The organism is Mycobacterium sp. NTMscope_MAC_269, assembly GCF_976985695.1.
In genome coordinates this window covers 3,705,655-3,726,820 of sequence record NZ_OZ335668.1, presented here as the reverse complement: position 1 = coordinate 3,726,820, position 21,166 = coordinate 3,705,655, and the positions used below count along the sequence as shown (strand labels likewise).

Genomic DNA, 21,166 nt, shown 5'->3' with positions numbered 1-21,166 from the left:
AGGGCTCAAACTGGTTGATATGCGCGACCGCGAGACGATCGATTCTGAATTGCGGCGCATCGCTGTTGGGCGCCGGTCAATCCGCGAGCAGGGCGGTCAACCGTCGTCCCAGGAGGTCGACGAACTGCTCGACGAGCTGCTGGCCCACAGCACAGGGGCGCCCGTCGTGCATGCGCCTGGCTTGCCTGAGACCCAGGTGGCCACCGGGCCCCCGCCGCGGCGCGGCGTGGCCACGCTCCTGCGGCGTAGCGGTGTGCTGCGCCGCCTGGGCCTTATGGCGGCGTTGCCGCTGTCGTTGGTGGCCGTCGCCGCCGCGTCGATTGTCATATTCGCCGTCCGTCACCAGGATTCGCCGGCGCAGCCGACGGAACCCCCGCCACCGGCGGCGTCGCCACCCAGTCGACCGGCCACGTCGCTGGCACCCGGCCGGATGGCGCCCCATGCGCCGCCCGCCCCACGGACGGGCGTCGCCGACACGGCGTTCATCGCCGCGTTGAAGCACGAAGGCGTACCGATTCCCAGCCAGGATTACGCGATGGCCCAAGGGCACGCGGTCTGCGATTTTTTGGCGCACCAACACAATTTCTCGGATGCGGTCGGATTCGTGCAGCGATCGTCGATCTGGGACGCGGATCAAAGTACCCATGTCACCGCGGGCGCGATCGTCGCGTACTGCCCTCAGTCCCTACCCTCTGCCTCAAACGAGATGCAGCCGGCCTATCAGGACGCGCTGTCCGATCTGCAGGCCATCGAAGGAAAACTGCGGGACATCCAAGGTGACCTGGACAACCTTCCAGGCCACCCGTGAGCTGATGGGCCGCGGTCTCGCTGCGGCTCGAAAATCGTTGTCCTGCAGTCTGGTATCTCAAGGCGTCGAGGAGCACATGCAGCCGTGACACTGCTCTTGCTGGTTCTCAAAGTCGCGTTGATCGCCTTTGTCGTCGGAGGCACCATCGCTTTGATCACCCGCGGGATCAGGCGTTCACGAGCGAACAGATTGGATCCGCGGTGGAAGGGACCCAGCGGGCAACCCGGGTATGAGGCATCCGCCCTTGGCGCCATGCCCAGCACACCGCTTCCCGAATGGGCGTACTGGGACGAGGACGACGACAATCACGGCGAGGGCGCGGCGCGTTGAGCACGCCAACGCCGGATTGAGCTGGCGACCGCTCGCGTACCAAAACGCACCATTCGCGAGCTCCGCCCTCCACGACGACGCGACCCGAGCGGCCGGCACCTCCGCCGGCCTGAGTCGACGCGTAGCTCGGGCGGCATCACCCCTGCCGTAGAATCGTCGTGGCTTATCGAGCCAGCCCTGGCCGCGTTAGCTCAGTTGGTAGAGCGTCGCTCTTGTAAAGCGGATGTCGAGAGTTCGAGTCTCTCACGCGGCTCCATTCCTGTCGGTACTCAGGGATAGCGTCGTCTTGTGTCAACGACCTGTCTCGGGTGCGGCATCGATTCCGAAGGCCCTCGACGAAAGGTGTTCTGCACCAACGCATGCCAACAGTCACACCTCCGCCGCTTGCTCTTGGAGGCCTGGCTCGACACTGGAGTCTGTGCACGCCTAATCGGTCACTGCTCGCTGTCGATCACGCGTGCTGAGCGCACCGTCCGTGACGAGGGGCGCCGGCGTCCGGGCAGTGGGATCCGGTCGGCGATGTTGCTGAGCGGGTTGACCACCATGGTGAGCGCGATGACGGCGTCTTGCAGGGTGGCGATCGCGGGCTCGAGCGCCTCCATCCCGGGCGTGAGCCGCGCCAGGGTGTCGGCGACGTCGGCGAGCTGGTCGAGCGGTCCGTGCTTCGCCGTCAGCTTGTCGACCAGGCCGCCTTCGCTGAGCAGCCGGTCGGCGAGCCCGTCCTCGGCCAGCAGGCGTTCGATCAGACCCTCCTCGGCGACCAACTGATCGGCCAGCCCGCCGGGCTGCAGCGTGCGTTGCAACGCGCCGCCCTCGGCGGTCAGGCGGTCGAGCAGTCCACCCTCCGAGGTCAGCAGGTCGACCACCCCGCCCGGGCGCAGCAGGCGGTCGAGCGGCCCGTCCGGGGCGACCGCCCGGCCCAGCGGGGCGTCGTCGTCGAGGAGCCTGGCGAGCCGGTTGGCACGCACGAGCGCGTCGTCGATCCCCAGCATCGACGTCATCGCGTTCGTGCCGACGGTTCCGTTCTCACCCAGGGCGCGCTTGGCCACGCCGACGGCCGCGCTTGCCACGCCCAGACCCGCGTCGGCCGCGGCCAGCCCGACCCGCGCGGGAGCGGTCGCCGCCGACACGATGCTTTTGGCGAGGTTCATTCTTCGAGTCTATTCACGACGCGGCCTGCGAAAGGGCGATCCGTCCCAAGGCAATGCGCTGACTCCTGGCAGACTACTAACAGACGGTTGACACTGAGCTTTCAGGAATCACACAATCTTTCCATAGGTAACTTCAAGTAAGGGACAGAAGCGCCTGATGACATCGCCAACTTCCAGCGACACCAAACCGGAGGCTCGTGTCCTCGTGGTGGACGACGAGGCCAACATCGTCGAGTTGCTCTCGGTGAGTTTGAAGTTCCAGGGCTTCGAGGTCTACACGGCGACCAACGGCGCCCAGGCGTTGGATCGGGCGCGCGAAGCCCGTCCCGACGCCGTCATCCTCGACGTGATGATGCCCGGCATGGACGGATTCGGGGTGCTGCGACGGTTGCGTGCCGACGGCATCGAGGCTCCCGCGTTGTTCTTGACGGCGCGGGATTCCTTGCAGGACAAGATCGCCGGGCTGACGTTGGGCGGCGACGACTATGTGACCAAGCCGTTCAGCCTCGAAGAGGTCGTCGCTCGGTTGCGGGTCATCTTGCGGCGTGCCGGCAAGGGCGGCGCCGAACCACGCAGTGCCCGACTGACTTTCGCCGATATCGAGCTCGACGAAGAAACGCACGAGGTGTGGAAGGCCGGTCAGCCGGTGTCGCTTTCGCCGACCGAGTTCACGTTGCTGCGTTACTTTGTCATCAACGCGGGCACGGTGTTGAGTAAACCGAAGATCCTCGATCACGTATGGCGTTACGACTTCGGCGGTGACGTGAACGTCGTCGAGTCCTACGTGTCGTATCTGCGCCGCAAGATCGACACCGGGGAAAAGCGGCTGCTGCACACGCTGCGCGGCGTGGGTTATGTGTTGCGCGAACCGCGCTGAGCGCGTGCGCGGCTGTCAACGGTAGCGAAGAATTGGGGAGATGGTCACTCAGCCTCGACGTGGATTGCCACTCCGAATAGGGCTCGTCGCCGCCACCTTGGTGCTGGTCGCCTGCGGCCTCGCCGTTTCCGGTGTCGCGGTCACCTCGATCCTGCGGCACAGTCAGCTCAGCCGGATCGATCAGACGCTGCTTGACGCATCCCACAGCTGGGCGCAGGCACCGCGTCGTCAGTCACCGCCACCGTACGAAGGCCCCGATCCAGGCCGGCCGCCGTCGAAGTTTTACGTGCGCGGCGTCAGCACCGACGGCACCCCCTTCACCGCCATCAACGACCGCAACGCCGAGCCCGCGCTGCCGGCCAACAACGACGTGGGTCCCAATCCGACGACGCTGCCCTCGGTGAATGGTTCGAACATTCATTGGCGGGCCGTCTCGGTGCACGGGCCACACGGCTTGACCACTGTCGCGATCGACCTGTCCGACCTCCAGCACACCGTCGGGTCGCTGGTCTGGCTGCAGATCGGCATCGGGGTGGCGGTGTTGGTCCTGGTGGGAATCGCCAGCTTCGCGGTGGTACAGCGCAGCCTGCGGCCGCTGGCCGAAGTCGAACGAACGGCCGCGGCCATCGCGTCCGGTCAGCTGGATCGCCGTGTCCCAGAACGTGATCCGCGAACCGAGGTGGGCCGGCTCTCGCTCGCCCTCAACGGGATGCTGGCGCAGATTCAGCAAGCGCTGGCTTCCTCGGAGTCCTCGGCCGAGAAGGCCCGCGGTTCCGAGGACCGGATGCGCCGCTTCATCACCGACGCGAGCCACGAGCTGCGCACCCCGCTGACCACCATCCGCGGTTTCGCCGAACTGTATCGCCAGGGCGCCGCCCGCGACGTCGCCATGTTGTTGTCGCGGATCGAGAGCGAGGCCTCCCGGATGGGCCTGCTGGTGGACGACTTGCTGTTGCTGGCCCGCCTCGACGTGCAACGACCACTCGAGCACAACCGGGTGGACCTGCTGGCGCTGGCCAGCGACGCGGTGCACGACGCGCAGGCGATCGATCCCCGCCGAACCATCACCATGAAGGTCCTCGACGGCCCGGGAACGCCGGAGGTGCACGGTGACGAAGCACGCATCCGGCAGGTGCTGAGCAATTTGATCGCCAACGCTTTGCAGCACACCCCGGAAAGCGCCGATGTGACGGTGCGGGTCGGCACCGACGGCGACGACGCGGTCCTCGAAGTGGCTGACAAGGGTCCCGGCATGAGCGAGCAGGACGCGACGCGGGTGTTCGAGCGGTTCTATCGCACCGACTCGTCGCGGGCGCGGGCCAGCGGCGGTACCGGTCTGGGTCTATCCATCGTCGAGTCGCTGGTGCGGGCGCACGGCGGTGTCGTCAGCGTGACCACCGCGCCCGGCGAGGGCTGCTGCTTCCGGGTGACGCTGCCGCGCATCAGTGACGTCCACGCGCAGAATGCGGTTCACGCCAACTGAGCCAGCGCCGCCTTGATCTTGGCCTGGGCCTCGTCCAGGGATTCCGGTGAGGGGTTGCGGTCGACGTTGGCGAAGCCGAAGTCGCTGAGGCTGCGGGTGGGGAAGACGTGCACATGCAGGTGTGGCACCTCTAATCCGGCGATGATCAGGCCGGACCGTTCGGTTCTGAAGGCCTTACACACCGCCTTGCCGATCAACTGACTCACGGTCCGTCCGAGGCTGCGGGTGGGGAAGACGTGTTCGGCGATGATCAGGCCGGACCGTTCGGTTCTGAAGGCCTTACACACCGCCTTGCCGATCAACTGACTCACGGTCATGACCCGGGCGAAGGCCGCGCCGTCGACGTCCTGCCAATTGTCGATCTCTTCGCGCGGCACGACCAGGGTGTGCCCCTGTGTCAGGGGCTCGATCGTCAGGAACGCGACGACGTCGTCGTCCTCGTAGACAAAGCGGCCGGGCAGTTCACGGTTGATGATCTTGGTGAAGATCGACGCCATGGGCACTCAGTCCTCCTTGCCGAACTGCATCATCTCGAGGTTCCAGTAGCCGCGCATGTTCGTGATCAGCCCGGTGTCGTTGACCTTGTAGGTGAACACCCCACGCACCGAGCTGGTCAGGCCGCCCTCGAACTTGCTGTTGAGCACCAAGATGTGGGCGATCTCGTCGGGCGAACTCGACGGAAAGGTCTCCTCGCAGGTGATGGAGAGCTGATTGGCCGCGATGTTGGTGTCGAAGAACGCGCCGACGGCCTCCTTGCCGCGCACGCCGGTGCCGTCGGGGTTGGTGACGGACTTGCCGATGGGGTCCTCGATGACGACGTCATCGGACATCAGCGCCAGCCAACCGGCCCGGTCGTGCGCCTGCACGCACCGCCACGAGGACTGCGACGCGGCCAGGGCCGGCGATGCCTGGGATTCTTGAGCTGCTGCTGCTTCGGTCATTTCTTCTCCTGTCACTAGATTGCGCACCTGGTGGCTCGGGATGAGTCAACCCGGTGGGCCTACGTGCGCCGATCGCGTTGTGGCGCAAAAAAGGAGCTCGACCGCGCACCGTCATGGCGCCGGTTGTTCCCGGCGCCATGAGGCGGCAGAAAGCCGGTCACTTAAAAGACGCGGCTGATGAGACGGGCGATTTACCGGTCGGCGTCGGTGAACCGGATGACGCCGCGAATGTTCTTGCCGTCCAGCATGTCCTGGTAGCCGTCGTTGATCTGCTCCAGCTTGTACTGGCGGGTGATCATGTCGTCCAGGTTCAGCTTGCCGGCCTTGTACATCGACAGCAGCTGCGGGATGTCGTACTGCGGGTTGCCGCCACCGAAGATGGTGCCCTGCAGGTTCTTCTGCATCAGGGTCAGCATCGCCAGGTTGAGGTTGACGTTGGTGTCCAGCAGGCTGCCGATGGCGGTCAGCACGCAGGTGCCGCCCTTTTGGGTGATGTTGAGGTAGTTGTCGACGTCGGCGCCCTGCAGCTCACCGACGGTGACGACGACCTTGTGGGCCATCAGGCCGTAGGTGACCTCGGCCATGCCCGCCATCGCGGCCATGATGTCGGGGTAGACGTGGGTGGCGCCGAACTTCAGCGCCTGGTCGCGCTTCCATTCCACCGGGTCGATCGCGAAGATGTAGCGGGCGCCGGCGTTGACCGCGCCCTGCAGCGCCGCCATGCCGACCCCGCCGACGCCGACGATGGCGACGTCTTGGCCCGGCCGGATGTCCGCGGTGCGGACCGAGGAACCGTAGCCGGTGGTGACGCCGCAGCCGACCAGCGCGGCGACTTCGAACGGGACCGACTCGTCGATCTTCACCACCGAGCTGCGGTGCACGACCATGTAGGGGGAGAACGTGCCCAGCAGCGTCATGGGGAAGACGTTCTGGCCGCGCGCCTGGATGCGGAAGGTGCCGTCGGAGACCGCGGCACCGCCCAGCAGGCCGGCCCCCAGGTCGCACAGGTTGCGCATGCCCGCCTGGCAGGTCGGACACTGCCCGCACGACGGGATGAACGACAGCACCACGTGGTCACCCGGGGCGATGTCTTCGACGCCGGGGCCGACCTCGGTGACGATGCCCGCGCCCTCGTGGCCGCCCAGCACCGGGAAACCGGCCATCGGGATGCCCCCGGTGACCAGGTGATGGTCGGAGTGGCACATGCCCGCCGCTTCCATCTGGATCTTGACCTCATGCGCTTGCGGGTCGCCGATCTCGATTTCCTCGATGGACCAGGGCTGGTTGAACTCCCAGATCAGTGCGCCTTTTGTCTTCACGATGGTCCTGACCCCATTTCGCCTTTGAATTGATCAGCGCTGACCGGCCCCTTCATGCCGGCCAGCGAGGTGACGGGTACCACAGGCACCCTTGTCGCGTCAGCATAGCGCGTGCAACAAATCAAATGCTTGGTTGGCTCCGCGCTCCGCCATCGGCTCCCCGATCACCAAATCGGTGACGGCGCCTCGCCCAGCGGGTAGTAGCCGGGCAGCTTCTCACCGGCGATGCTGCGTTCGATGCGCCTCTGCATGCCCTCGCTCAAGTCGCCGGATTCGATGAGCTTGCCGAACGTGTAGGCGACGTGGCCGAAGTCGAAGAAGTCCCGCTGCCACTCGATGAGGTTGTCGCCGTTGAGCCGGAACCAGCTGCCGCCGATGCCATAAATCTCGTCCCGGGTGCCGTCGGTCTTGTTGACGATCTGTTTCCAGAAGCCGACGATCTCGCCCTGCTTCTCGTCGATGAGCACTTTCTGGTACTCGTACACCCAGTTCTCCAGGCCCTCCATCTCGAGGCCGAGGGCGATGTCGCGGATCTCGTCGACGCCGACGCACATCACGTCTTCCTTGGGGCCGATGTTCCATCCGTAGGTGGCGTCTTGGGTGTAGAAGTCCGCCAACGGCCGCCAGTCACCGGCCTTTTCGCAGTCCTTGTTGGCCTGCAGCCAGCGGTCGACCCATGCCTCGAGATCCTCGCGGGAGTGTGACGCCATGTCCTCAGTCTTTCTCTTTGATGAATAGTGCTTGCGTTGGGCACATATCGACCGCGCGCTCGACTTCGTCGCGGGCGTCTTCGGGCGGCTCGGGGTCGAGGATCTCGACCTTGCCCCGCTTGGGCACCCGGAAGTAGTCGGGTGCCTCCAGTTCGCACATGGCGTGGCCCTGACACAAATCCAGATCGGCTTCGATCCTGAATCCACCTGAGGCCATGAGAAATTGCTCCTTACGCGTTGCGTTTGCGGTAGCGGACCTTGGCCGGCCGGGCCAGCTGCACGACCATCTTCGAGTGGTCGTTGTGATAGCTGTCCGCCGGTTGCGCCATCTCGAAGTCGTACTCGCGCAACAGGACCGAGAAGATCGCCTTGATCTGCATCTGGGCGAACGCCGCGCCGACGCAGCGGTGCCGGCCCGCGCCGAAGGGGATCCAGGTCCACCGGTTGACGATGTCGGCCTGCTCGGGCTTGTTGTAGCGGTCCGGCTTGAACGCATCCGGGTCGGGAAAGTCCTCGGGAATCCGGTTGGAGATCGCCGGGGACGCCGCGACGTAGTCGCCGTTGTGAATCGGGAAGCCCTCGACCTCGAACTCGCCCTGGGCCACCCGCATCAGGATGATGAGCGGCGGGTGCAGCCGCAGCGTCTCCTTGACCACGTTGTCCAGCTTCGGAATCGACCGCAGCGCATGGAAACTCACCTCCTGGCCGTCGGCGTAGAGCTCCTCGAGCTCGGCCAGCACCTCGGCGTACACCTCGGGATGGCGGATCAACTCGATCAGGGTCCACGCCGAGGTCCCCGAACTGGTGTGGTGCCCGGCGAACATCAGTGAGATGAACATTCCGGTGACCTCGTCGGCGGAGAACCGCGGGTTCCCGTCCTCGTCGTTGATCGACACGAGCACGTCGAGCATGTCGCGGTCGCTCTTGTCCTTCGGCGGGTTGGCCAGCCGCTCGTTCATGATCTCCTGCACCAGCGCAACGAGTTTGACGCGGGCCTCGTCGCGACGCCGGAAACTCTCGATCGGCAGGTAGGGGTCGACGTAGCACAACGGGTCAGTGCCGCGTTCCAGCTCGTGGTAGTACTCGGCGAACCGGTGGTCGAGCTGGTTGCGGAATTTCACGCCGATCAGACACGCCGTCGAGGTGTAGATGGTCAGCTCGGAGAAGAAGTCGAGCAGCTCGATCTCGCCCTCGTCGCCCCAGTCGGCGATCATCCCCTTCACTTGAGCCTCGATGGTCGCGGCGTGGCCCTTCATCTGCTCCCCGCGCAGCGCCGAGTTGTGCAGCATTTCCTTGCGCCGCTCCGGGCTGGCGTCGAACACCACGCCCTTGCCGAAGATCGGCGCCATGAACGGGTACGCCGCGGCCTGGTCGAGGTCCTCGTCGGCGGACCGGAAGAAAAACTCGTTGGCGCCCGCGCCGGAGAGCAGGATGACGTGCTTGCCGGCCAGCTGGAACCACCCGACGTCGCCGCACTCGTCGCGGACCCGCTTCATCAAACCGATTGGGTCGGTGCGGAATTCCTCGAGATGGCCATGCTCTTCTTCACCGCCGGAAACCCGCGGCACGATAGCTGTGCTGGTCATTGTCCTGGCATCCCCTCTTCGCCGAGTGCGAGCTTCTGGCGATCTTTGTTGTTGGCCAGCGGAGCTTCGGGCTGAAGCTCCATGTTGGCAACGAAGCCACCGCGCGGTGTCTCGGCGACGAACGCGATGGCTCGTGCCAAATCCGCTGCGCGCAAGAAGTAGTCGTGACGGGCCTGGCCCCACTTCGCCCAGTCTTCCAGTGCGGGGCCGATCTTTTCGGCGGGCAGGCTCCAGCCCATCGACGTCTTCGTCGGGCCCGGATGCACGATCGAGGCCCGCACGCCGGTGCCCTCGAGCTCCATCTGAAAGTTGGTGACCATCGCGACGAGAGCCGCCTTGGCCGCGCCATAGGCGCCCATGTGCGGCCGCTGGCGCAGCGCGACGTCGGAGCCGACGAAGATCAGGTCACCCCGCTGCCGCTCCAGCATGCCGGGCAGCACCGCGGCGGCCAGCCGGTTGGCGCCGACGAGATGGATCTGCAGCTGGGACTCGAATTCGTCGGTGGTGATCTCGGCGAGCTTGCCAAAGTAGGTGTCGCCCGCCCCGGCGACCAGTACCTCGACGTCGCCTAGCGCATCGACCGACTGTGCCACAAAGGATTTCACCGAATTCGGGTCGGTGACGTCCAGGTGGAACCCGACCGCTTCGCCGCCCTCGGCGTTGATCTTGCCGACGATGTCGTCGAGCTTTTCCACCCGGCGCGCGCCCAGGGCGACCGGGAAGCCGTGCGCCGCGAGTTCGATGGCGGTGGCCTCCCCGATGCCGGAGGAGGCGCCGGCCACGATGGCGGGCCGGCGTTCGGGCAGGGGCTCAAAGCGGGGCATTCAGCGGACCTCCACGCTCATTGGTAGGTGGGCGAATCCGCGGACATTGCTGGAGTGGACGCGGACGGCGTTGGCCTCGTCCACTTCGTAGCCGCGGATTCGCTTGAACAACTCGGTGAGCGCCACCCGGGCCTCCATCCGCGCCAAATGCGCGCCCAGGCAGAAGTGTGCGCCGCTACCGAAACTCAATAGCTTGGGCCCGATTTCGCGCCCGATCACATAATTGTCAGGGTTGTCGAACACCCGCTCGTCACGATGGCCCGAACCGGGCAACAGCAGCAGGACGTCGCCGTCGGGAATGGTGGTGTCATAAAGGGTGAGCTCGCCGGACACGGTGCGGGCCAGGATCTGGCTGGAGGTGTCGTAGCGCAAAGTCTCCTCGACCCACAGCGGCACCCGAGACAGGTCGTCATAGACCGGCGTCAGCTGATCCGGGTTCTTGTGGCCCCAAAAGGCGGCGTTGGCAAGCAGTTTGGTGGTGGTTTCATTTCCCGCGATCACCATGAGGAACATGAAGCCGAGCACCTCGTCATCGGTGAGCCGGTCGCCGTCGATCTCGGCTTCCAGCAGCGCCGACGTCAGATCGTCCGTCAGTTTCTCGCGCCGCTCGGCCACCATCCCCTGGTAGTAGACGATGAGGTTGAGCGAGGCCTCGACGGCCTCCGGGGGCACATCGGTGACGCCCTCCTCGCGGTGCATCACCCCGTCGGCCCACGCGCGGACCTGGTCTCGATCGGGCTCGGGGACACCCATCAGCTCGGAGATGACGTCCATGGGCAGCTTGCCCGCGAACTCGTCGACATAGTCGACGGTGCCGTTTTTCGCCTTGGCCAGCATGGTGTCGAGGTGCTGCGTCGCGATCTCGGTGACGCGGGGTTCGAGTTCCCGAATCCGGCGGGGGGTGAAGCCCTTTGAGACCAGCGTGCGCAGACGCAGGTGGGCGGGATCGTCCATCGCGAGAAAGCTCATCGTCTTGCTGGCGTGCGGGCCGCGCGACGCTGGATCCAGCGACACGCCGTACTTGTTGGACAGCGTGGTGCTGTTGCGGAAGCCCTGCAGCACATCTTGATGCCGCGACAGCGCCCAGAACTTCAGTTCCTCATTGCGATACAGCGGGGCATCGTCGCGCAGCCGCTTGTAGTACGGGTACGGATCCTCGTGAAAGTCGTAATCGTAGGGATCCAGGACCAGCTCGTGGTCGCCAACGTGGACGGTCATCGCTTAGGTTCCTGCCTTACGTCTCGGGGCTTGTGTCTTTGGCGCCGGTCAGGATCAGCCGCACCACGTAGGCCAGCCGGTCGGCGATCTCGCGGTAGCTGAATTCGCCACTGCCGCCCTGGACCAGCGCGCCGAAAAACGACATCTCCAAGGCCGACACGGTAGTGGGATCGGCGTTGGGGCCCATCGCGGAGGTGATCCGCCGGTGGATCTCCACGCCGATGCGGTCGCGGGCGGCACGCACCGCGGGGTCCGCTCCGCCGCTGAGCAAGGCCGTCGTGCAGGCGGCGCTGACTTCGGGTTCATCGGCGACCACCAGGGCCAGGTGGCGCAACACCTGTTCCACCCTGGTGGGCATCGGGTCGTTGACGTCGGTGAAGTAGGGGACCTGCCGCACCAGGTCCAGGTAGACCTCGGCGATCAAGTGATTCTTCGAGGAGAAGTAGGTGTAGGCGGTCGCGGGCGCGACCTTGGCACGGGCCGCCACCGCGCGCACGGTCAGGTCGGCATAGGACTTTTCGCGCAACGTTTCGATGCCGGCGGCCAACACCTTCCGGAAGGTCTCCTCTTGACGGCGATTGCGCGGCGCCTGACCGGTCTGGCGGTCGGCGTCGGATGTGATCGCCAGTGCATCGCTGGACACATGTCCAAGCTAATCGATGGTGTCGGCACGAAGCAAGTCCGTTCCGGCAACGTCATTGCTAATCAGCGATTTTGTGGCGATTTCGCGCGTCTGGCGGGATCGGCTCTTGCACCGCCGCTGACCGGGCGACTATGGTTCGATCGGACGATATCGGACAACTGTCCACTAGATTGGCGCGGCGGGTCGGCCGCGCACAGACAGGAGCGGGACATGGCCTTGCTGGCCGACGGCGTGAGCGAACTCTTCATCGACGGCAAGATGTCGGCCGGCAGCGCCGGCACCTTTCCCACGGTCAATCCGGCGACCGAGGAAGTGCTGGGCGTCGCCGCCAACGCCGACGCCGCCGACATGGACCGCGCGATCGACGCCGCGCGGCGCGCCTTCGATGAGACGGACTGGTCGCGCAACACCGAATTACGGGTGCGGTGCGTGCGCCAACTGCGCGAGGCGATGCAGCAGCACCTCGAAGAGCTGCGCGACCTGACCATCGCCGAAGTCGGCGCGCCGCGAATGCTCACCAGCATCGCTCAGCTCGAAGTACCGGTCAACGACCTGGCGTTCGCGGCAGACACCGCCGAATCCTACGAATACAACCAAGATCTCGGCGAGGCGTCGCCGATGGGCATCCGCACCCGGCGCACCATCGCGCGCGAGGCCGTCGGCGTTGTCGGCGCCATCACCCCGTGGAACTTTCCCCACCAGATCAACCTCGCGAAGATCGGGCCGGCCCTGGCCGCCGGAAACACCGTCGTCCTCAAGCCCGCGCCCGACACCCCCTGGTGCGCCGCCGTGTTGGGGGAGCTCATCACCGCGCACACCGATTTTCCGCCCGGCGTCATCAACATCGTCACCTCCGACGACCACGGGGTGGGGGCGTTGCTATCGAAAGACCCGCGGGTGGACATGGTTTCGTTCACCGGGTCGACGGCGACCGGTCGCGCCGTGATGGCCGACGGCGCGGCGACCATCAAGAAGGTCTTCCTCGAGCTGGGCGGCAAGTCGGCGTTCATCGTCCTCGACGACGCCGACCTCGGCGGTGCGGTCGGCGTGGCCGCGTTCTCGGTGTGCATGCACGCGGGGCAGGGCTGTGCGATCACCACCCGGCTGGTGGTGCCGAGGGCGAAGTATGACGAGGCCGTCTCCATCGCGGCCGCGACGATGGGCGGCATCAGGGCCGGCGACCCCAGGGATCCCGGAACCATCTGCGGCCCAGTCATTTCGGCGCGCCAGCGGGATCGCATACAGGGTTACCTGGACTCGGCGGTCGCCGAGGGCGGGACGTTCGCCTGTGGGGGTGGCCGGCCGGCCGACCGCGAAGTCGGCTTCTTCATCGAGCCCACGGTGATCGCGGGGCTGGGCAACGACGCGCGCTGCGCGCGCGAGGAAATCTTTGGCCCGGTCCTGACGGTGATCCCGCACGACGGCGACGACGACGCCGTCCGCATTGCCAACGACTCGCCATATGGCTTGTCGGGCACCGTGTTTGGTGCTGACCCGGACAGGGCCGCCCGGGCCGCCGCCCGCGTCCGGGCGGGCACGATCAATGTGAACGGTGGCGTGTGGTACTCGGCCGATGCGCCCTTCGGCGGTTACAAGCAGTCCGGAAACGGACGCGAGATGGGCCTGGCCGGTTTCGAGGAGTACCTGGAAACCAAAACTATTGCGACAGCAATTAACTAGAGGAGCTACCGAACATGCGCTTCGAGAACAAAGTCGGCATCGTCACCGGGTCCGGAGGCGGGATCGGTCAGGCCTATGCCGAGGCGCTGGCCCGCGAGGGAGCCGCGGTGGTGGTCGCCGACATCAACGCCGAGGCGGCCGAGGCGGTCGCCAAGCAGATCGTGGCTGACGGCGGAACGGCCATCAGTATTCCGGTCGACGTGTCCGACCCGGCATCGGCCAAGGCGATGGCCGACCGCACGGTGGCCGAATTCGGCGGCATCGACTACCTGGTCAACAACGCCGCGATCTTCGGGGGCATGAAGCTCGACTTTCTGATCACCGTCGACCCCGAGTATTACAAGAAGTTCATGAGCGTGAACCTCGACGGCGCGCTGTGGTGCACGCGCGCGGTCTACAAGAAGATGGCCAAGCGGGGTGGCGGGGCGATCGTCAACCAGTCCTCCACCGCGGCATGGCTTTACTCGAACTTCTACGGGTTGGCCAAGGTCGGGATCAACGGACTCACCCAGCAGCTGGCCACCGAGCTCGGGGGTCAGAACATCCGGATCAACGCCATCGCACCGGGCCCCATCGATACCGAGGCCAACCGGTCGACGACGCCGCAGGAGATGGTTGCCGACATCGTCAAGGGAATCCCATTGTCGCGCATGGGACAGCCCGAAGACCTCGTCGGCATGTGTCTGTTTCTGCTGTCCGACGAGGCGTCCTGGATCACCGGCCAGATCTTCAACGTCGACGGCGGACAGATTTTCCGATCCTAGCCGCCGGCGACGATGCAGAGCGAAGCGATGAAAAGGAGTGGCGCATGACTGAAGCGCTCAAGCTGGGGTACATCGGGCTGGGCAATATGGGCGCTCCCATGGCCACCAAGATGACCGAATGGCCAGGCGGGGTAACGGTTTACGATATTCGGGCCGAAGCGATGACCCCATTGGCCGAAAAGGGCGCCGGCCTGGCCGACAGCATCGCCGACATCGCTGCCGCCGATATCATCCACATCACCGTCCTCAACGACGCCCAGGTGCGTGAGGTCGTCGACGAACTGGCGGCGCACGCCAAGCCGGGGACGGTCATCGCCATCCACTCGACCATCAGCGACACCACCGCCGTCGAACTCGCGGCCGAACTCAAACCGCAAGACATCCACATCGTCGACGCGCCCGTGAGCGGCGGGGCCGCCGCCGCGGCCAAAGGCGAGCTCGCCACCATGGTGGGCGCCGAGCGTGAGGTCTACGAGAAGATCAAGCCGGCATTCAAGCACTGGGCGGCGATGGTCATCCACGCGGGCGAGCCCGGAGCGGGCACCCGAATGAAGCTGGCCCGCAACATGTTGACGTTCACTTCCTATGCCGCGGCGTGCGAAGCCATGAAACTGGCCGAGGCGGCGGGACTGGATCTGCAGGCGTTGGGCCGGGTGGTGCGCCACACCGATGCGCTCACCGGCGGCCCGGGCGCGATCATGGTGCGCGAGGACATGAAAGACCTTGAGCCGGACAACTTCCTGTACGAGCCGTTCTTGCACACCCGCGGTCTGGGGGAGAAGGACCTGAGCCTGGCGCTGGCTCTCGGCGAGTCGGTGTCGGTCGATTTGCCGCTGGCCCAGCTGGCGCACGAGCGGTTGGCCGCAGGACTCGGGGTGCCACACACGGAGAAAGAGGCGTAATGGACGAACTGCGCAGCAAGGGCCTCGCAAAGATGAACGAGGTCTACGGGTGGGAGATGCCCAACATCGAAGGCGACGCGTACTTCGACCTGACCGTCGATCACCTCTTCGGCAGCATCTGGACGCGACCGGGATTGTCGATGCGCGACAAGCGCATCATGACGCTGACGGCCGTGACCGCAATCGGGAATCGCGACCTGGCCGAGATCCAGATCAACGCCGCGCTGCTCAACGGTGAACTCTCCGAGACCGAACTGAAGGAGATGGCCGTCTTCCTCACCCACTACCTGGGCTTCCCGCTGGGTTCGGCGCTCAACGGCGCTGTCGACGCCGTCGTGGCCAAGCGCAAGAAGGCCGCGGCAAAGGGCGCCGGCGAGGACAAGAAGGGCAACGTCGACGCCGCGCTGAAGATGCACTCGGGCGACAAGGGCGACTGATAGGCCGAGCGGACGCAGAATCGCAGATTTCGCCACCGAAACGCGCGATTCTGCGTCTGCTCGGCATCGGGGCCTGACCGGCCGCTAAAGTGACCTGTCGTGCGCGTCCTGGTGATCGGTTCCGGTGCCCGTGAGCATGCGCTGCTCCTGGCGCTCCGCAAAGACCCGCAAGTGACCGGACTGGCCATCGCCCCGGGCAACGCCGGCACGGCCCGGCTGGCCGAGCAGCACGACCTCGATATCACCTCGACGGAAGATGTCGTCGCCCTGGCGCGCGCGGTCCGCGCCGACCTGGTCGTCATCGGTCCCGAAGTGCCCCTTGTCCTCGGAGTGGCCGACGCGTTGCGATCCGCCGGCATCGTCTGCTTCGGCCCCGGCAAGGACGCCGCCCGCATCGAAGGCTCCAAGGCGTTCGCCAAGGAGGTCATGGCCGCGGCCGGCGTGCGCACGGCGACCACTGAAATAGTCGACAGCCCCGCCCTTTTGGACGCCGCCCTGGACCGCTTCGGCCCGCCGGCCGGGGATGCCGCCTGGGTGGTGAAGGACGATCGCCTGGCCGCCGGCAAGGGCGTCGTGGTGACCGCGGACCGCGGTGCGGCGCGAGCGCATGCCGCCGGGCTGCTCGAGGCGGGCCACCCGGTGCTGCTGGAGTCCTATCTGGACGGCCCCGAGGTGTCGCTGTTCTGCGTCGTCGACGGTGAGACCGTGGTGCCGCTGCTGCCGGCGCAGGACTTCAAGCGCGTCGGCGACGGCGACAACGGGCCCAACACCGGCGGCATGGGCGCCTACGCGCCGGTCCCGTGGCTACCCGACGAGGTCTATCGCGACATCGTCAGCAATATCGTCGAACCCGTTGCGGCCGAGATGGTTGCGCGTGACTGCCCGTTCAGCGGATTGCTGTATGCCGGGCTCGCGATCACCGCCAACGGGCCCGCCGTGGTCGAATTCAACTGCCGCTTCGGCGATCCCGAGACGCAGGCGGTGCTGGCCCTTCTGGAATCACCGCTCGGCCAGCTCTTGCACGCGGCGGGCAGCGGCACGTTGGCGGAGTTCGGCGAGCTGCGTTGGCGCGACGGCGCCGCGGTGACGGTGGTGCTGGCCGCGGAAAACTATCCCGGGCGTCCGCGGGTGGGCGACGTCATCGTCGGCTCCGAGGCCGACGGGGTGCTGCACGCCGGAACCTCGCGGCGCGAGGACGGCGAAATCGTCTCCGCGGGTGGTCGCGTGCTGTCGGTGGTGGGAATCGGCGCGGACCTCTCCGCCGCGCGGACCCACGCGTATGACGTTCTTCGTTCGATTCGATTGCCGGGCAGCCACTTCCGCAACGACATCGCTCAGTTGGCGGCCGAAGGCCAGATCCGCGTCTAGAAAGCGACTGCCTGTCCGTCGCGGCGCGGATCGCTGGCCGCGACATAGCCACCCTCGAGACGCCAGATCGCCTGGCAGCTGCCGAATTGGTTGTAGTCGTCGACGGCAACCAGATCGTGTCCGCGCCGGCGCAACTCGTCGAGCGTCGCAGTCGGGAAACCCGGTTCGCAGCTGACCTGCAGCCCCTGGACCCACCGGAACCGCGGGCCGTCGCACGCCGCCTGCGGGTTCTGTCCGTAATCGGCGATGCGCACCATCACCTGCAGGTGTCCCTGCGGCTGCATCGTTCCGCCCATCACCCCGAAACTCATGACCGGGGCCCCGTCCTTGGTCACGAAGGCGGGAATGATGGTGTGGAATGGACGCTTGCTGGGGCCCACGATGTTCGGATGACCTTGGGTCGCAGTAAAATTCGCTCCTCGGTTTTGCAGCGAGATTCCGGTGCCCGGCACCACCACGCCGGAGCCGAATCCCATGTAATTCGACTGGATCATCGAGACCATCATCCCCGCGGCGTCGGCCGCGGTCAGATAGACGGTTCCCCCCGCGGGGGCGCCCGCCGACGCCGGCTGCGCCCGTGCGCGGTCGATCAGTCTGGCGCGCTGGGCCAGGTAGCCCTTGTCCAACAAGTGTTCCGGGCGCAGCGGCATGTGGTCGATGTCGGCGAGGTAGGCCTGGGCGTCGGCGAACGCCAGCTTGACCGCTTCGATCTGCAGGTGCACGCTGTCGGCGGAGTCGGGCGGCAACGACGCCATGTCGAAGTGCTCCAGGATGCCCAGGGCGATCAGGGCGACGATCCCCTGACCGTTGGGCGGAATCTCGTGCACGGTATAGCCCCGGTAGCCGCCGTCGACCGTGCCCACCCAGTCGGCGCGGTGGGCCGCGAGGTCGCTGGCCCGCATGACACCCCTGTTGGCCGCCGCGTGCGCCTCGAGTTTGGCAGCCAGGTCGCCGCGGTAAAACGCCTCGCCGTTGCTGGCGGCGATCACCTCGAGCGTGGCCGCGTGATCGGGCAGGCTGAATCGCTCGCCGGGTTTCGGCGCCCGCCCGCCGGGCAGAAACGCCTCGGCGAAACCCGGCTGCCTCTCAAACAGCGGCACCTGTGCCGCCCACTGTTCTGCCACCGTGAGCGAGACCAGAAAACCGTTGCGGCCGTAGGAGATCGCGGGCTCGAAGAGCCGCTCGAAGGGCAGCTTGCCGAATCTGGCATGCAGCTCGGTCCACGCCGACACCGCGCCCGGAACGGTCACCGAGTTCCATCCGAAGAGGGGAACTGCTTGCCCGCCAAAGTATTCCGGGGTCCACCCCACCGGGGAGCGGCCCGACGCGTTCAGCCCGTGCAACTGCGTGCCATCCCACACGATGGCGAAGGCGTCCGAGCCGATGCCGTTGGAAACCGGCTCCACGATCGTCAGCGTGATGGCGGTGGCGAGGGCCGCGTCGACGGCGCTGCCGCCCTCGGCGAGCATGCGCAGCCCCGCCTGGGCGGCGAGCGGTTGCGATGTGCACACAACGTTTTCCGCGAGCACCGGCTTGCGTGGCCAGGCGTACGGGAGGTCCCAACCGAAATCTGCGGTCACGCCCGCGAGCGTAACGCTGCTGCGAAATTCGGCGCGATCGTTCGCGGTGGCGTTACGCTCGGCCGCAGCTCACGCGGTGAGCAGCGGTGCCATCCAGGTGAGCTCGGCCGGCAACTGGGAGCTCCAGAACTCGGCGTTGTGCCCGCCCGGGGAGAAACCGCCCGCCGGCGGATGAGGCAGCTGCGCGATGAACTGCTTTGTCGCAGCGTAGAACGGATCGCTGTCGCCGCAGTCCACCCGGATGGGGATGGACGCCAGCGCAGGCATCCCGAACACCGAGTTCGCCGCGAAATCGTCCGGACCGTCGAACGCGCCGGGCGCGGCCGCACCGGAGGACAGCCATAGCGCCGGGCTCACCGCGCAGATCGCCGCCGTGCGCCCGGCCCCCAGCCGGCCGCCGAGCAGCAGCGCGCCGTAGCCGCCCATCGACCAGCCCAGGAACGCCACCCGTGAGGTGTCCAAATTCTGGTTGCCCAGCATCGGGATGAGCTCGTCGAGCACCATCGCCCCGCTGTCCTCGCCGGAAGCCCGCTTGTGCCAATAGCTGCCGCCCCCGTCGACGGCGACCACCGCGAACGGCGGCAGGCCCGCGTTGACGGCCTGCGCCAGCCCTTGCTCGACGCCGCCGGCCATCACGGTGGAGGCGTCGCTGCCCTTGCCGTGCAGCGCGATCACCGGCCGCAGTGGTTGGGTCTGGCCGGGCGGTCGTGCGATGGCCCAGTTGGTGTTCGCTCCGCCGCGAGCGGCCGACACGAAGGAACCCGTGACCATGGTGGGCGCGGGCGCCGACGGGGGAGCCGGATCACGCGGGGCGCCCGGCGGCGGTGCCAACGGAATCTGGGTGCCGCCCCGCGGAACGGACACCGGCGCGGCGTGAGATGTCCGAGGCTGTAACAAAATGTCGAGCCCGTAGGCGCCGACGGCGCCGAGTGCCGCGCCGGCGCCGAGGCCGAGCACGGCGCGTCGGCTCAAGTCGGGCATGCGGGCCATCATGCCATGTCGGTTCGGCGGGCCGTTTGGCCGAAATGGCAATGCAGTACCACTTTGACTGGCACGATGGCTACTCGTGACTGCAGCGGTTACTCCGAAAGGAGAACGTCGACGGTACGCGCTCATCAGCGCCGCCGCCGAGCTGCTTGCTGAGGGCGGGTTCGAAGCGGTGCGCCACCGGGCGGTCGCCGGGCGGGCCGGATTGCCGTTGGCGTCCACCACCTATTACTTCTCCTCCCTCGACGATCTGATCGCACGCGCGGTCGAGCACATCGCGATGATCGAGGTGGCGCAGCTGCGGTCGCGGGTCACCGCGTTGTCCCGACGGCGCCGCGGTCCCGAGACCATCGCCGAGGTGCTGGCGGACCTGCTTGTCGGGGACGTGTCCGGGCCCGGGCTGACCGAGCAGCTGATCTCGCGCTATGAGCGGCACATCGCGTGCACCCGCCTGCCGGCGTTGCAGGAAACCATGCGACGCAGCCTGCGTCAGCGCGCCGAGGCCGTCGCGGAGGCCATCGAACGCTCCGGCCGCTCCGTGCACATCGAACTGGTGTGCACGCTGATCTGCGCGGTCGACGGGTCGGTGGTCTCGGCCCTGGTGGAGGGCCGGGATCCGCGCGCGGCGGCGCAGGGCGCGGTGGTCGACCTCATCGAGGTGCTCGCCCCTATCGATCAGCGCCCCGTGCAGATCTGACCGGCCGCTACGGAAAGACCCCGCCGGCCGGCAGCGACGGCGTCACGATGCACCCGCTGTCAACGTCGCCGTAGATCGTCACCTCGGCCGGGCAACGCTGCGCGTACAGCGCCACATAGGCACAGACGACGGCGTCGACCGGATCCTCGGCGCGGCGCAGCTCGCATTTGCGTTGCGCGGCCGCCACGGCCGCCCGCAGTGCGACCCAGCCGTCGTGCGCGCCGACGCGCAGCGGGATCGGGGCCTGCGCGAGCCCTTCGAGCCCGTCCATCAACAGCAGCAGCTCGGATCTGAGCCGGTCGACGCTGCGGCCCGGCTTGGCCTTGTATTTCAAGGTCCGCTCCAGCCGGAACAGCGCGACCGTCGCCGCATGCGGGTAGACCTCGATGGCCCGACGGCCAACCGCTGACCGCGGATCCAGGTCGAGGCCCAGCGCCGCGGCCAGCCGGCCCGCGCGCGGGCCGGCTGCGAATTCGGGCTTCCCGGTGTTGCAGGGGTGGGCGCCCGCCTCGAACCGGCGGAAGTCGCGGTTGAGCGCGGCCTCGGCCGGACGCTGGCCGGTCGGGTTGTTCACCACCAGAGGTGCGTCGAAGGCAACCAGGCAATCGCCGCGCACGTAGGGCCGCAACGCGGCGAGGATGTGGTCGTCGTCGCGGACCGCGCCCACGCTCACCAAATCGCCGCGGGAGTCGACGACGGCGACGCCGGTCGGGTTACGGCCCGCCCAGGCGAGGTCGACACCGAGGAAATGCATCCACGACATTGTGCCGCGAGGCTGTAACCTGCGACGTCCCTACTCGGCGAATGCGTTGCCAGTTGCAGTCTCGCGACGCCGGACGAACCGTAAGCTGTGTGTTCGTG

23 protein-coding genes and 1 tRNA gene are annotated in these 21,166 nt (G+C 66.8%); 11 read left to right on the top strand and 13 right to left on the bottom strand.

Going from position 1 to position 21,166, the window contains the following annotated elements:
- The first annotated feature begins 19 nt into the window (after window positions 1-19).
- From ACZ50Z_RS17460 to ACZ50Z_RS17450, 3 genes are all read left to right on the top strand, one after another.
- Window positions 20-808, top strand: coding sequence for a DUF732 domain-containing protein (locus tag ACZ50Z_RS17460; protein WP_464484663.1), 789 nt, complete (start codon window positions 20-22; stop codon window positions 806-808).
- An 84-nt stretch (window positions 809-892) separates the two neighbouring features.
- On the top strand, window positions 893-1,138 hold the full coding sequence (locus tag ACZ50Z_RS17455; RefSeq protein ID WP_464484662.1) for a hypothetical protein: 246 nt from the start codon (window positions 893-895) through the stop codon (window positions 1,136-1,138).
- Window positions 1,139-1,318: 180 nt separating this feature from the next.
- Window positions 1,319-1,394: transfer RNA gene (locus ACZ50Z_RS17450), tRNA-Thr, on the top strand.
- Between the two features lie 178 nt (window positions 1,395-1,572).
- Here the strand turns inward: ACZ50Z_RS17450 and ACZ50Z_RS17445 are convergent.
- Window positions 1,573-2,289, bottom strand: coding sequence for a hypothetical protein (locus ACZ50Z_RS17445; RefSeq protein WP_464484661.1), 717 nt, complete (start codon window positions 2,287-2,289; stop codon window positions 1,573-1,575).
- Window positions 2,290-2,446: 157 nt separating this feature from the next.
- On the opposite strand from ACZ50Z_RS17445, the gene phoP reads away from it, so the two are divergent.
- Both phoP and ACZ50Z_RS17435 read left to right on the top strand, forming a co-directional pair.
- Window positions 2,447-3,166 (top strand): two-component system response regulator PhoP, encoded by a 720-nt coding sequence (gene phoP, locus ACZ50Z_RS17440; RefSeq protein WP_464484660.1) that lies wholly within the window; start codon window positions 2,447-2,449, stop codon window positions 3,164-3,166.
- Between the two features lie 40 nt (window positions 3,167-3,206).
- On the top strand, window positions 3,207-4,649 hold the full coding sequence (locus ACZ50Z_RS17435) for a sensor histidine kinase (RefSeq protein WP_464484659.1): 1,443 nt from the start codon (window positions 3,207-3,209) through the stop codon (window positions 4,647-4,649).
- On the opposite strand, the gene ACZ50Z_RS17430 is transcribed toward ACZ50Z_RS17435, so the two are convergent.
- The 9 genes from ACZ50Z_RS17430 to ACZ50Z_RS17390 all read right to left on the bottom strand — a co-directional run bounded on the left by ACZ50Z_RS17430 (window position 4,637) and on the right by ACZ50Z_RS17390 (window position 11,890).
- Complete coding sequence (locus ACZ50Z_RS17430) at window positions 4,637-5,146, bottom strand: HIT family protein (RefSeq protein WP_464486289.1); 510 nt, start codon at window positions 5,144-5,146, stop codon at window positions 4,637-4,639. The genes ACZ50Z_RS17435 and ACZ50Z_RS17430 overlap by 13 nt on opposite strands.
- Window positions 5,147-5,152: 6 nt before the next feature.
- Complete coding sequence (locus tag ACZ50Z_RS17425) at window positions 5,153-5,590, bottom strand: ketosteroid isomerase family protein (RefSeq protein WP_464484658.1); 438 nt, start codon at window positions 5,588-5,590, stop codon at window positions 5,153-5,155.
- A gap of 191 nt (window positions 5,591-5,781) precedes the next feature.
- Window positions 5,782-6,909, bottom strand: a complete 1,128-nt coding sequence (locus tag ACZ50Z_RS17420; protein WP_464484657.1) for an NDMA-dependent alcohol dehydrogenase — start codon at window positions 6,907-6,909, stop codon at window positions 5,782-5,784.
- A gap of 164 nt (window positions 6,910-7,073) precedes the next feature.
- Entirely contained in the window at window positions 7,074-7,619 is a 546-nt protein-coding gene (locus tag ACZ50Z_RS17415; protein WP_464484656.1) for a nuclear transport factor 2-like protein, read from the bottom strand.
- Between the two features lie 4 nt (window positions 7,620-7,623).
- Window positions 7,624-7,836: a ferredoxin gene (locus ACZ50Z_RS17410; RefSeq protein ID WP_464484655.1), complete on the bottom strand. Its 213-nt coding sequence runs from the start codon at window positions 7,834-7,836 to the stop codon at window positions 7,624-7,626.
- A 13-nt stretch (window positions 7,837-7,849) separates the two neighbouring features.
- Complete coding sequence (locus tag ACZ50Z_RS17405) at window positions 7,850-9,205, bottom strand: cytochrome P450 (protein WP_464484654.1); 1,356 nt, start codon at window positions 9,203-9,205, stop codon at window positions 7,850-7,852.
- Window positions 9,202-10,029, bottom strand: coding sequence for an SDR family oxidoreductase (locus tag ACZ50Z_RS17400; RefSeq protein WP_464484653.1), 828 nt, complete (start codon window positions 10,027-10,029; stop codon window positions 9,202-9,204). The genes ACZ50Z_RS17405 and ACZ50Z_RS17400 overlap by 4 nt, the downstream gene beginning before the upstream one ends.
- Window positions 10,030-11,247, bottom strand: a complete 1,218-nt coding sequence (locus ACZ50Z_RS17395; protein WP_464484652.1) for a cytochrome P450 — start codon at window positions 11,245-11,247, stop codon at window positions 10,030-10,032.
- A gap of 16 nt (window positions 11,248-11,263) precedes the next feature.
- Entirely contained in the window at window positions 11,264-11,890 is a 627-nt protein-coding gene (locus ACZ50Z_RS17390) for a TetR family transcriptional regulator (RefSeq protein WP_464484651.1), read from the bottom strand.
- Window positions 11,891-12,100: 210 nt separating this feature from the next.
- Between ACZ50Z_RS17390 and ACZ50Z_RS17385 the strand changes: the two genes are divergently transcribed.
- From ACZ50Z_RS17385 to purD, 5 genes are all read left to right on the top strand, one after another.
- The gene (locus tag ACZ50Z_RS17385; RefSeq protein WP_464484650.1) at window positions 12,101-13,570 is read left to right on the top strand and encodes an aldehyde dehydrogenase; all 1,470 of its coding nucleotides are present in this window, start codon (window positions 12,101-12,103) and stop codon (window positions 13,568-13,570) included.
- A gap of 14 nt (window positions 13,571-13,584) precedes the next feature.
- Window positions 13,585-14,334 carry an SDR family oxidoreductase gene (locus ACZ50Z_RS17380; RefSeq protein ID WP_464484649.1) on the top strand — a complete coding sequence of 250 codons (750 nt, stop codon included), beginning with the start codon at window positions 13,585-13,587 and terminating at the stop codon, window positions 14,332-14,334.
- 44 nt (window positions 14,335-14,378) lie between these two features.
- A complete protein-coding gene (locus tag ACZ50Z_RS17375; protein WP_464484648.1) occupies window positions 14,379-15,236 on the top strand; it encodes an NAD(P)-dependent oxidoreductase in 858 nt (285 codons plus the stop codon).
- On the top strand, window positions 15,236-15,673 hold the full coding sequence (locus tag ACZ50Z_RS17370) for a carboxymuconolactone decarboxylase family protein (protein WP_464484647.1): 438 nt from the start codon (window positions 15,236-15,238) through the stop codon (window positions 15,671-15,673). Before ACZ50Z_RS17375 ends, ACZ50Z_RS17370 begins: the two co-directional genes overlap by 1 nt.
- Window positions 15,674-15,772: 99 nt before the next feature.
- A complete protein-coding gene (gene purD / locus ACZ50Z_RS17365; protein WP_464484646.1) occupies window positions 15,773-17,041 on the top strand; it encodes a phosphoribosylamine--glycine ligase in 1,269 nt (422 codons plus the stop codon).
- Here the strand turns inward: purD and ACZ50Z_RS17360 are convergent.
- Together ACZ50Z_RS17360 and ACZ50Z_RS17355 are read right to left on the bottom strand one after the other, a co-directional pair.
- Entirely contained in the window at window positions 17,038-18,621 is a 1,584-nt protein-coding gene (locus ACZ50Z_RS17360) for a gamma-glutamyltransferase family protein (RefSeq protein WP_464484645.1), read from the bottom strand. The two genes, purD and ACZ50Z_RS17360, sit on opposite strands and share 4 nt — an antisense overlap.
- A gap of 69 nt (window positions 18,622-18,690) precedes the next feature.
- Entirely contained in the window at window positions 18,691-19,614 is a 924-nt protein-coding gene (locus ACZ50Z_RS17355) for an alpha/beta hydrolase (RefSeq protein WP_464484644.1), read from the bottom strand.
- A 73-nt stretch (window positions 19,615-19,687) separates the two neighbouring features.
- Between ACZ50Z_RS17355 and ACZ50Z_RS17350 the strand changes: the two genes are divergently transcribed.
- Window positions 19,688-20,305, top strand: coding sequence for a TetR/AcrR family transcriptional regulator (locus ACZ50Z_RS17350; RefSeq protein ID WP_464484643.1), 618 nt, complete (start codon window positions 19,688-19,690; stop codon window positions 20,303-20,305).
- Window positions 20,306-20,312: 7 nt separating this feature from the next.
- On the opposite strand, the gene ACZ50Z_RS17345 is transcribed toward ACZ50Z_RS17350, so the two are convergent.
- Window positions 20,313-21,059, bottom strand: coding sequence for a DUF429 domain-containing protein (locus tag ACZ50Z_RS17345; protein ID WP_464484642.1), 747 nt, complete (start codon window positions 21,057-21,059; stop codon window positions 20,313-20,315).
- Window positions 21,060-21,166 lie beyond the last annotated feature (107 nt).

Excerpts from the sequence above, each read along its gene's own strand:
- ACZ50Z_RS17460 (WP_464484663.1), top strand. The coding sequence starts at position 20 with ATGCGCGACCGCGAGACGATCGATTCTGAATTGCGGCGCATCGCTGTT.
- ACZ50Z_RS17445 (WP_464484661.1), bottom strand. The coding sequence starts at position 2,289 with ATGAACCTCGCCAAAAGCATCGTGTCGGCGGCGACCGCTCCCGCGCGG.
- phoP (WP_464484660.1), top strand. The coding sequence starts at position 2,447 with ATGACATCGCCAACTTCCAGCGACACCAAACCGGAGGCTCGTGTCCTC.
- ACZ50Z_RS17435 (WP_464484659.1), top strand. The coding sequence starts at position 3,207 with ATGGTCACTCAGCCTCGACGTGGATTGCCACTCCGAATAGGGCTCGTC.
- ACZ50Z_RS17430 (WP_464486289.1), bottom strand. The coding sequence starts at position 5,146 with ATGGCGTCGATCTTCACCAAGATCATCAACCGTGAACTGCCCGGCCGC.
- ACZ50Z_RS17425 (WP_464484658.1), bottom strand. The coding sequence starts at position 5,590 with ATGACCGAAGCAGCAGCAGCTCAAGAATCCCAGGCATCGCCGGCCCTG.
- ACZ50Z_RS17415 (WP_464484656.1), bottom strand. The coding sequence starts at position 7,619 with ATGGCGTCACACTCCCGCGAGGATCTCGAGGCATGGGTCGACCGCTGG.
- ACZ50Z_RS17410 (WP_464484655.1), bottom strand. The coding sequence starts at position 7,836 with ATGGCCTCAGGTGGATTCAGGATCGAAGCCGATCTGGATTTGTGTCAG.
- ACZ50Z_RS17405 (WP_464484654.1), bottom strand. The coding sequence starts at position 9,205 with ATGACCAGCACAGCTATCGTGCCGCGGGTTTCCGGCGGTGAAGAAGAG.
- ACZ50Z_RS17400 (WP_464484653.1), bottom strand. The coding sequence starts at position 10,029 with ATGCCCCGCTTTGAGCCCCTGCCCGAACGCCGGCCCGCCATCGTGGCC.
- ACZ50Z_RS17395 (WP_464484652.1), bottom strand. The coding sequence starts at position 11,247 with ATGACCGTCCACGTTGGCGACCACGAGCTGGTCCTGGATCCCTACGAT.
- ACZ50Z_RS17385 (WP_464484650.1), top strand. The coding sequence starts at position 12,101 with ATGGCCTTGCTGGCCGACGGCGTGAGCGAACTCTTCATCGACGGCAAG.
- ACZ50Z_RS17380 (WP_464484649.1), top strand. The coding sequence starts at position 13,585 with ATGCGCTTCGAGAACAAAGTCGGCATCGTCACCGGGTCCGGAGGCGGG.
- ACZ50Z_RS17375 (WP_464484648.1), top strand. The coding sequence starts at position 14,379 with ATGACTGAAGCGCTCAAGCTGGGGTACATCGGGCTGGGCAATATGGGC.
- ACZ50Z_RS17370 (WP_464484647.1), top strand. The coding sequence starts at position 15,236 with ATGGACGAACTGCGCAGCAAGGGCCTCGCAAAGATGAACGAGGTCTAC.
- ACZ50Z_RS17355 (WP_464484644.1), bottom strand. The coding sequence starts at position 19,614 with ATGATGGCCCGCATGCCCGACTTGAGCCGACGCGCCGTGCTCGGCCTC.
- ACZ50Z_RS17345 (WP_464484642.1), bottom strand. The coding sequence starts at position 21,059 with ATGCATTTCCTCGGTGTCGACCTCGCCTGGGCGGGCCGTAACCCGACC.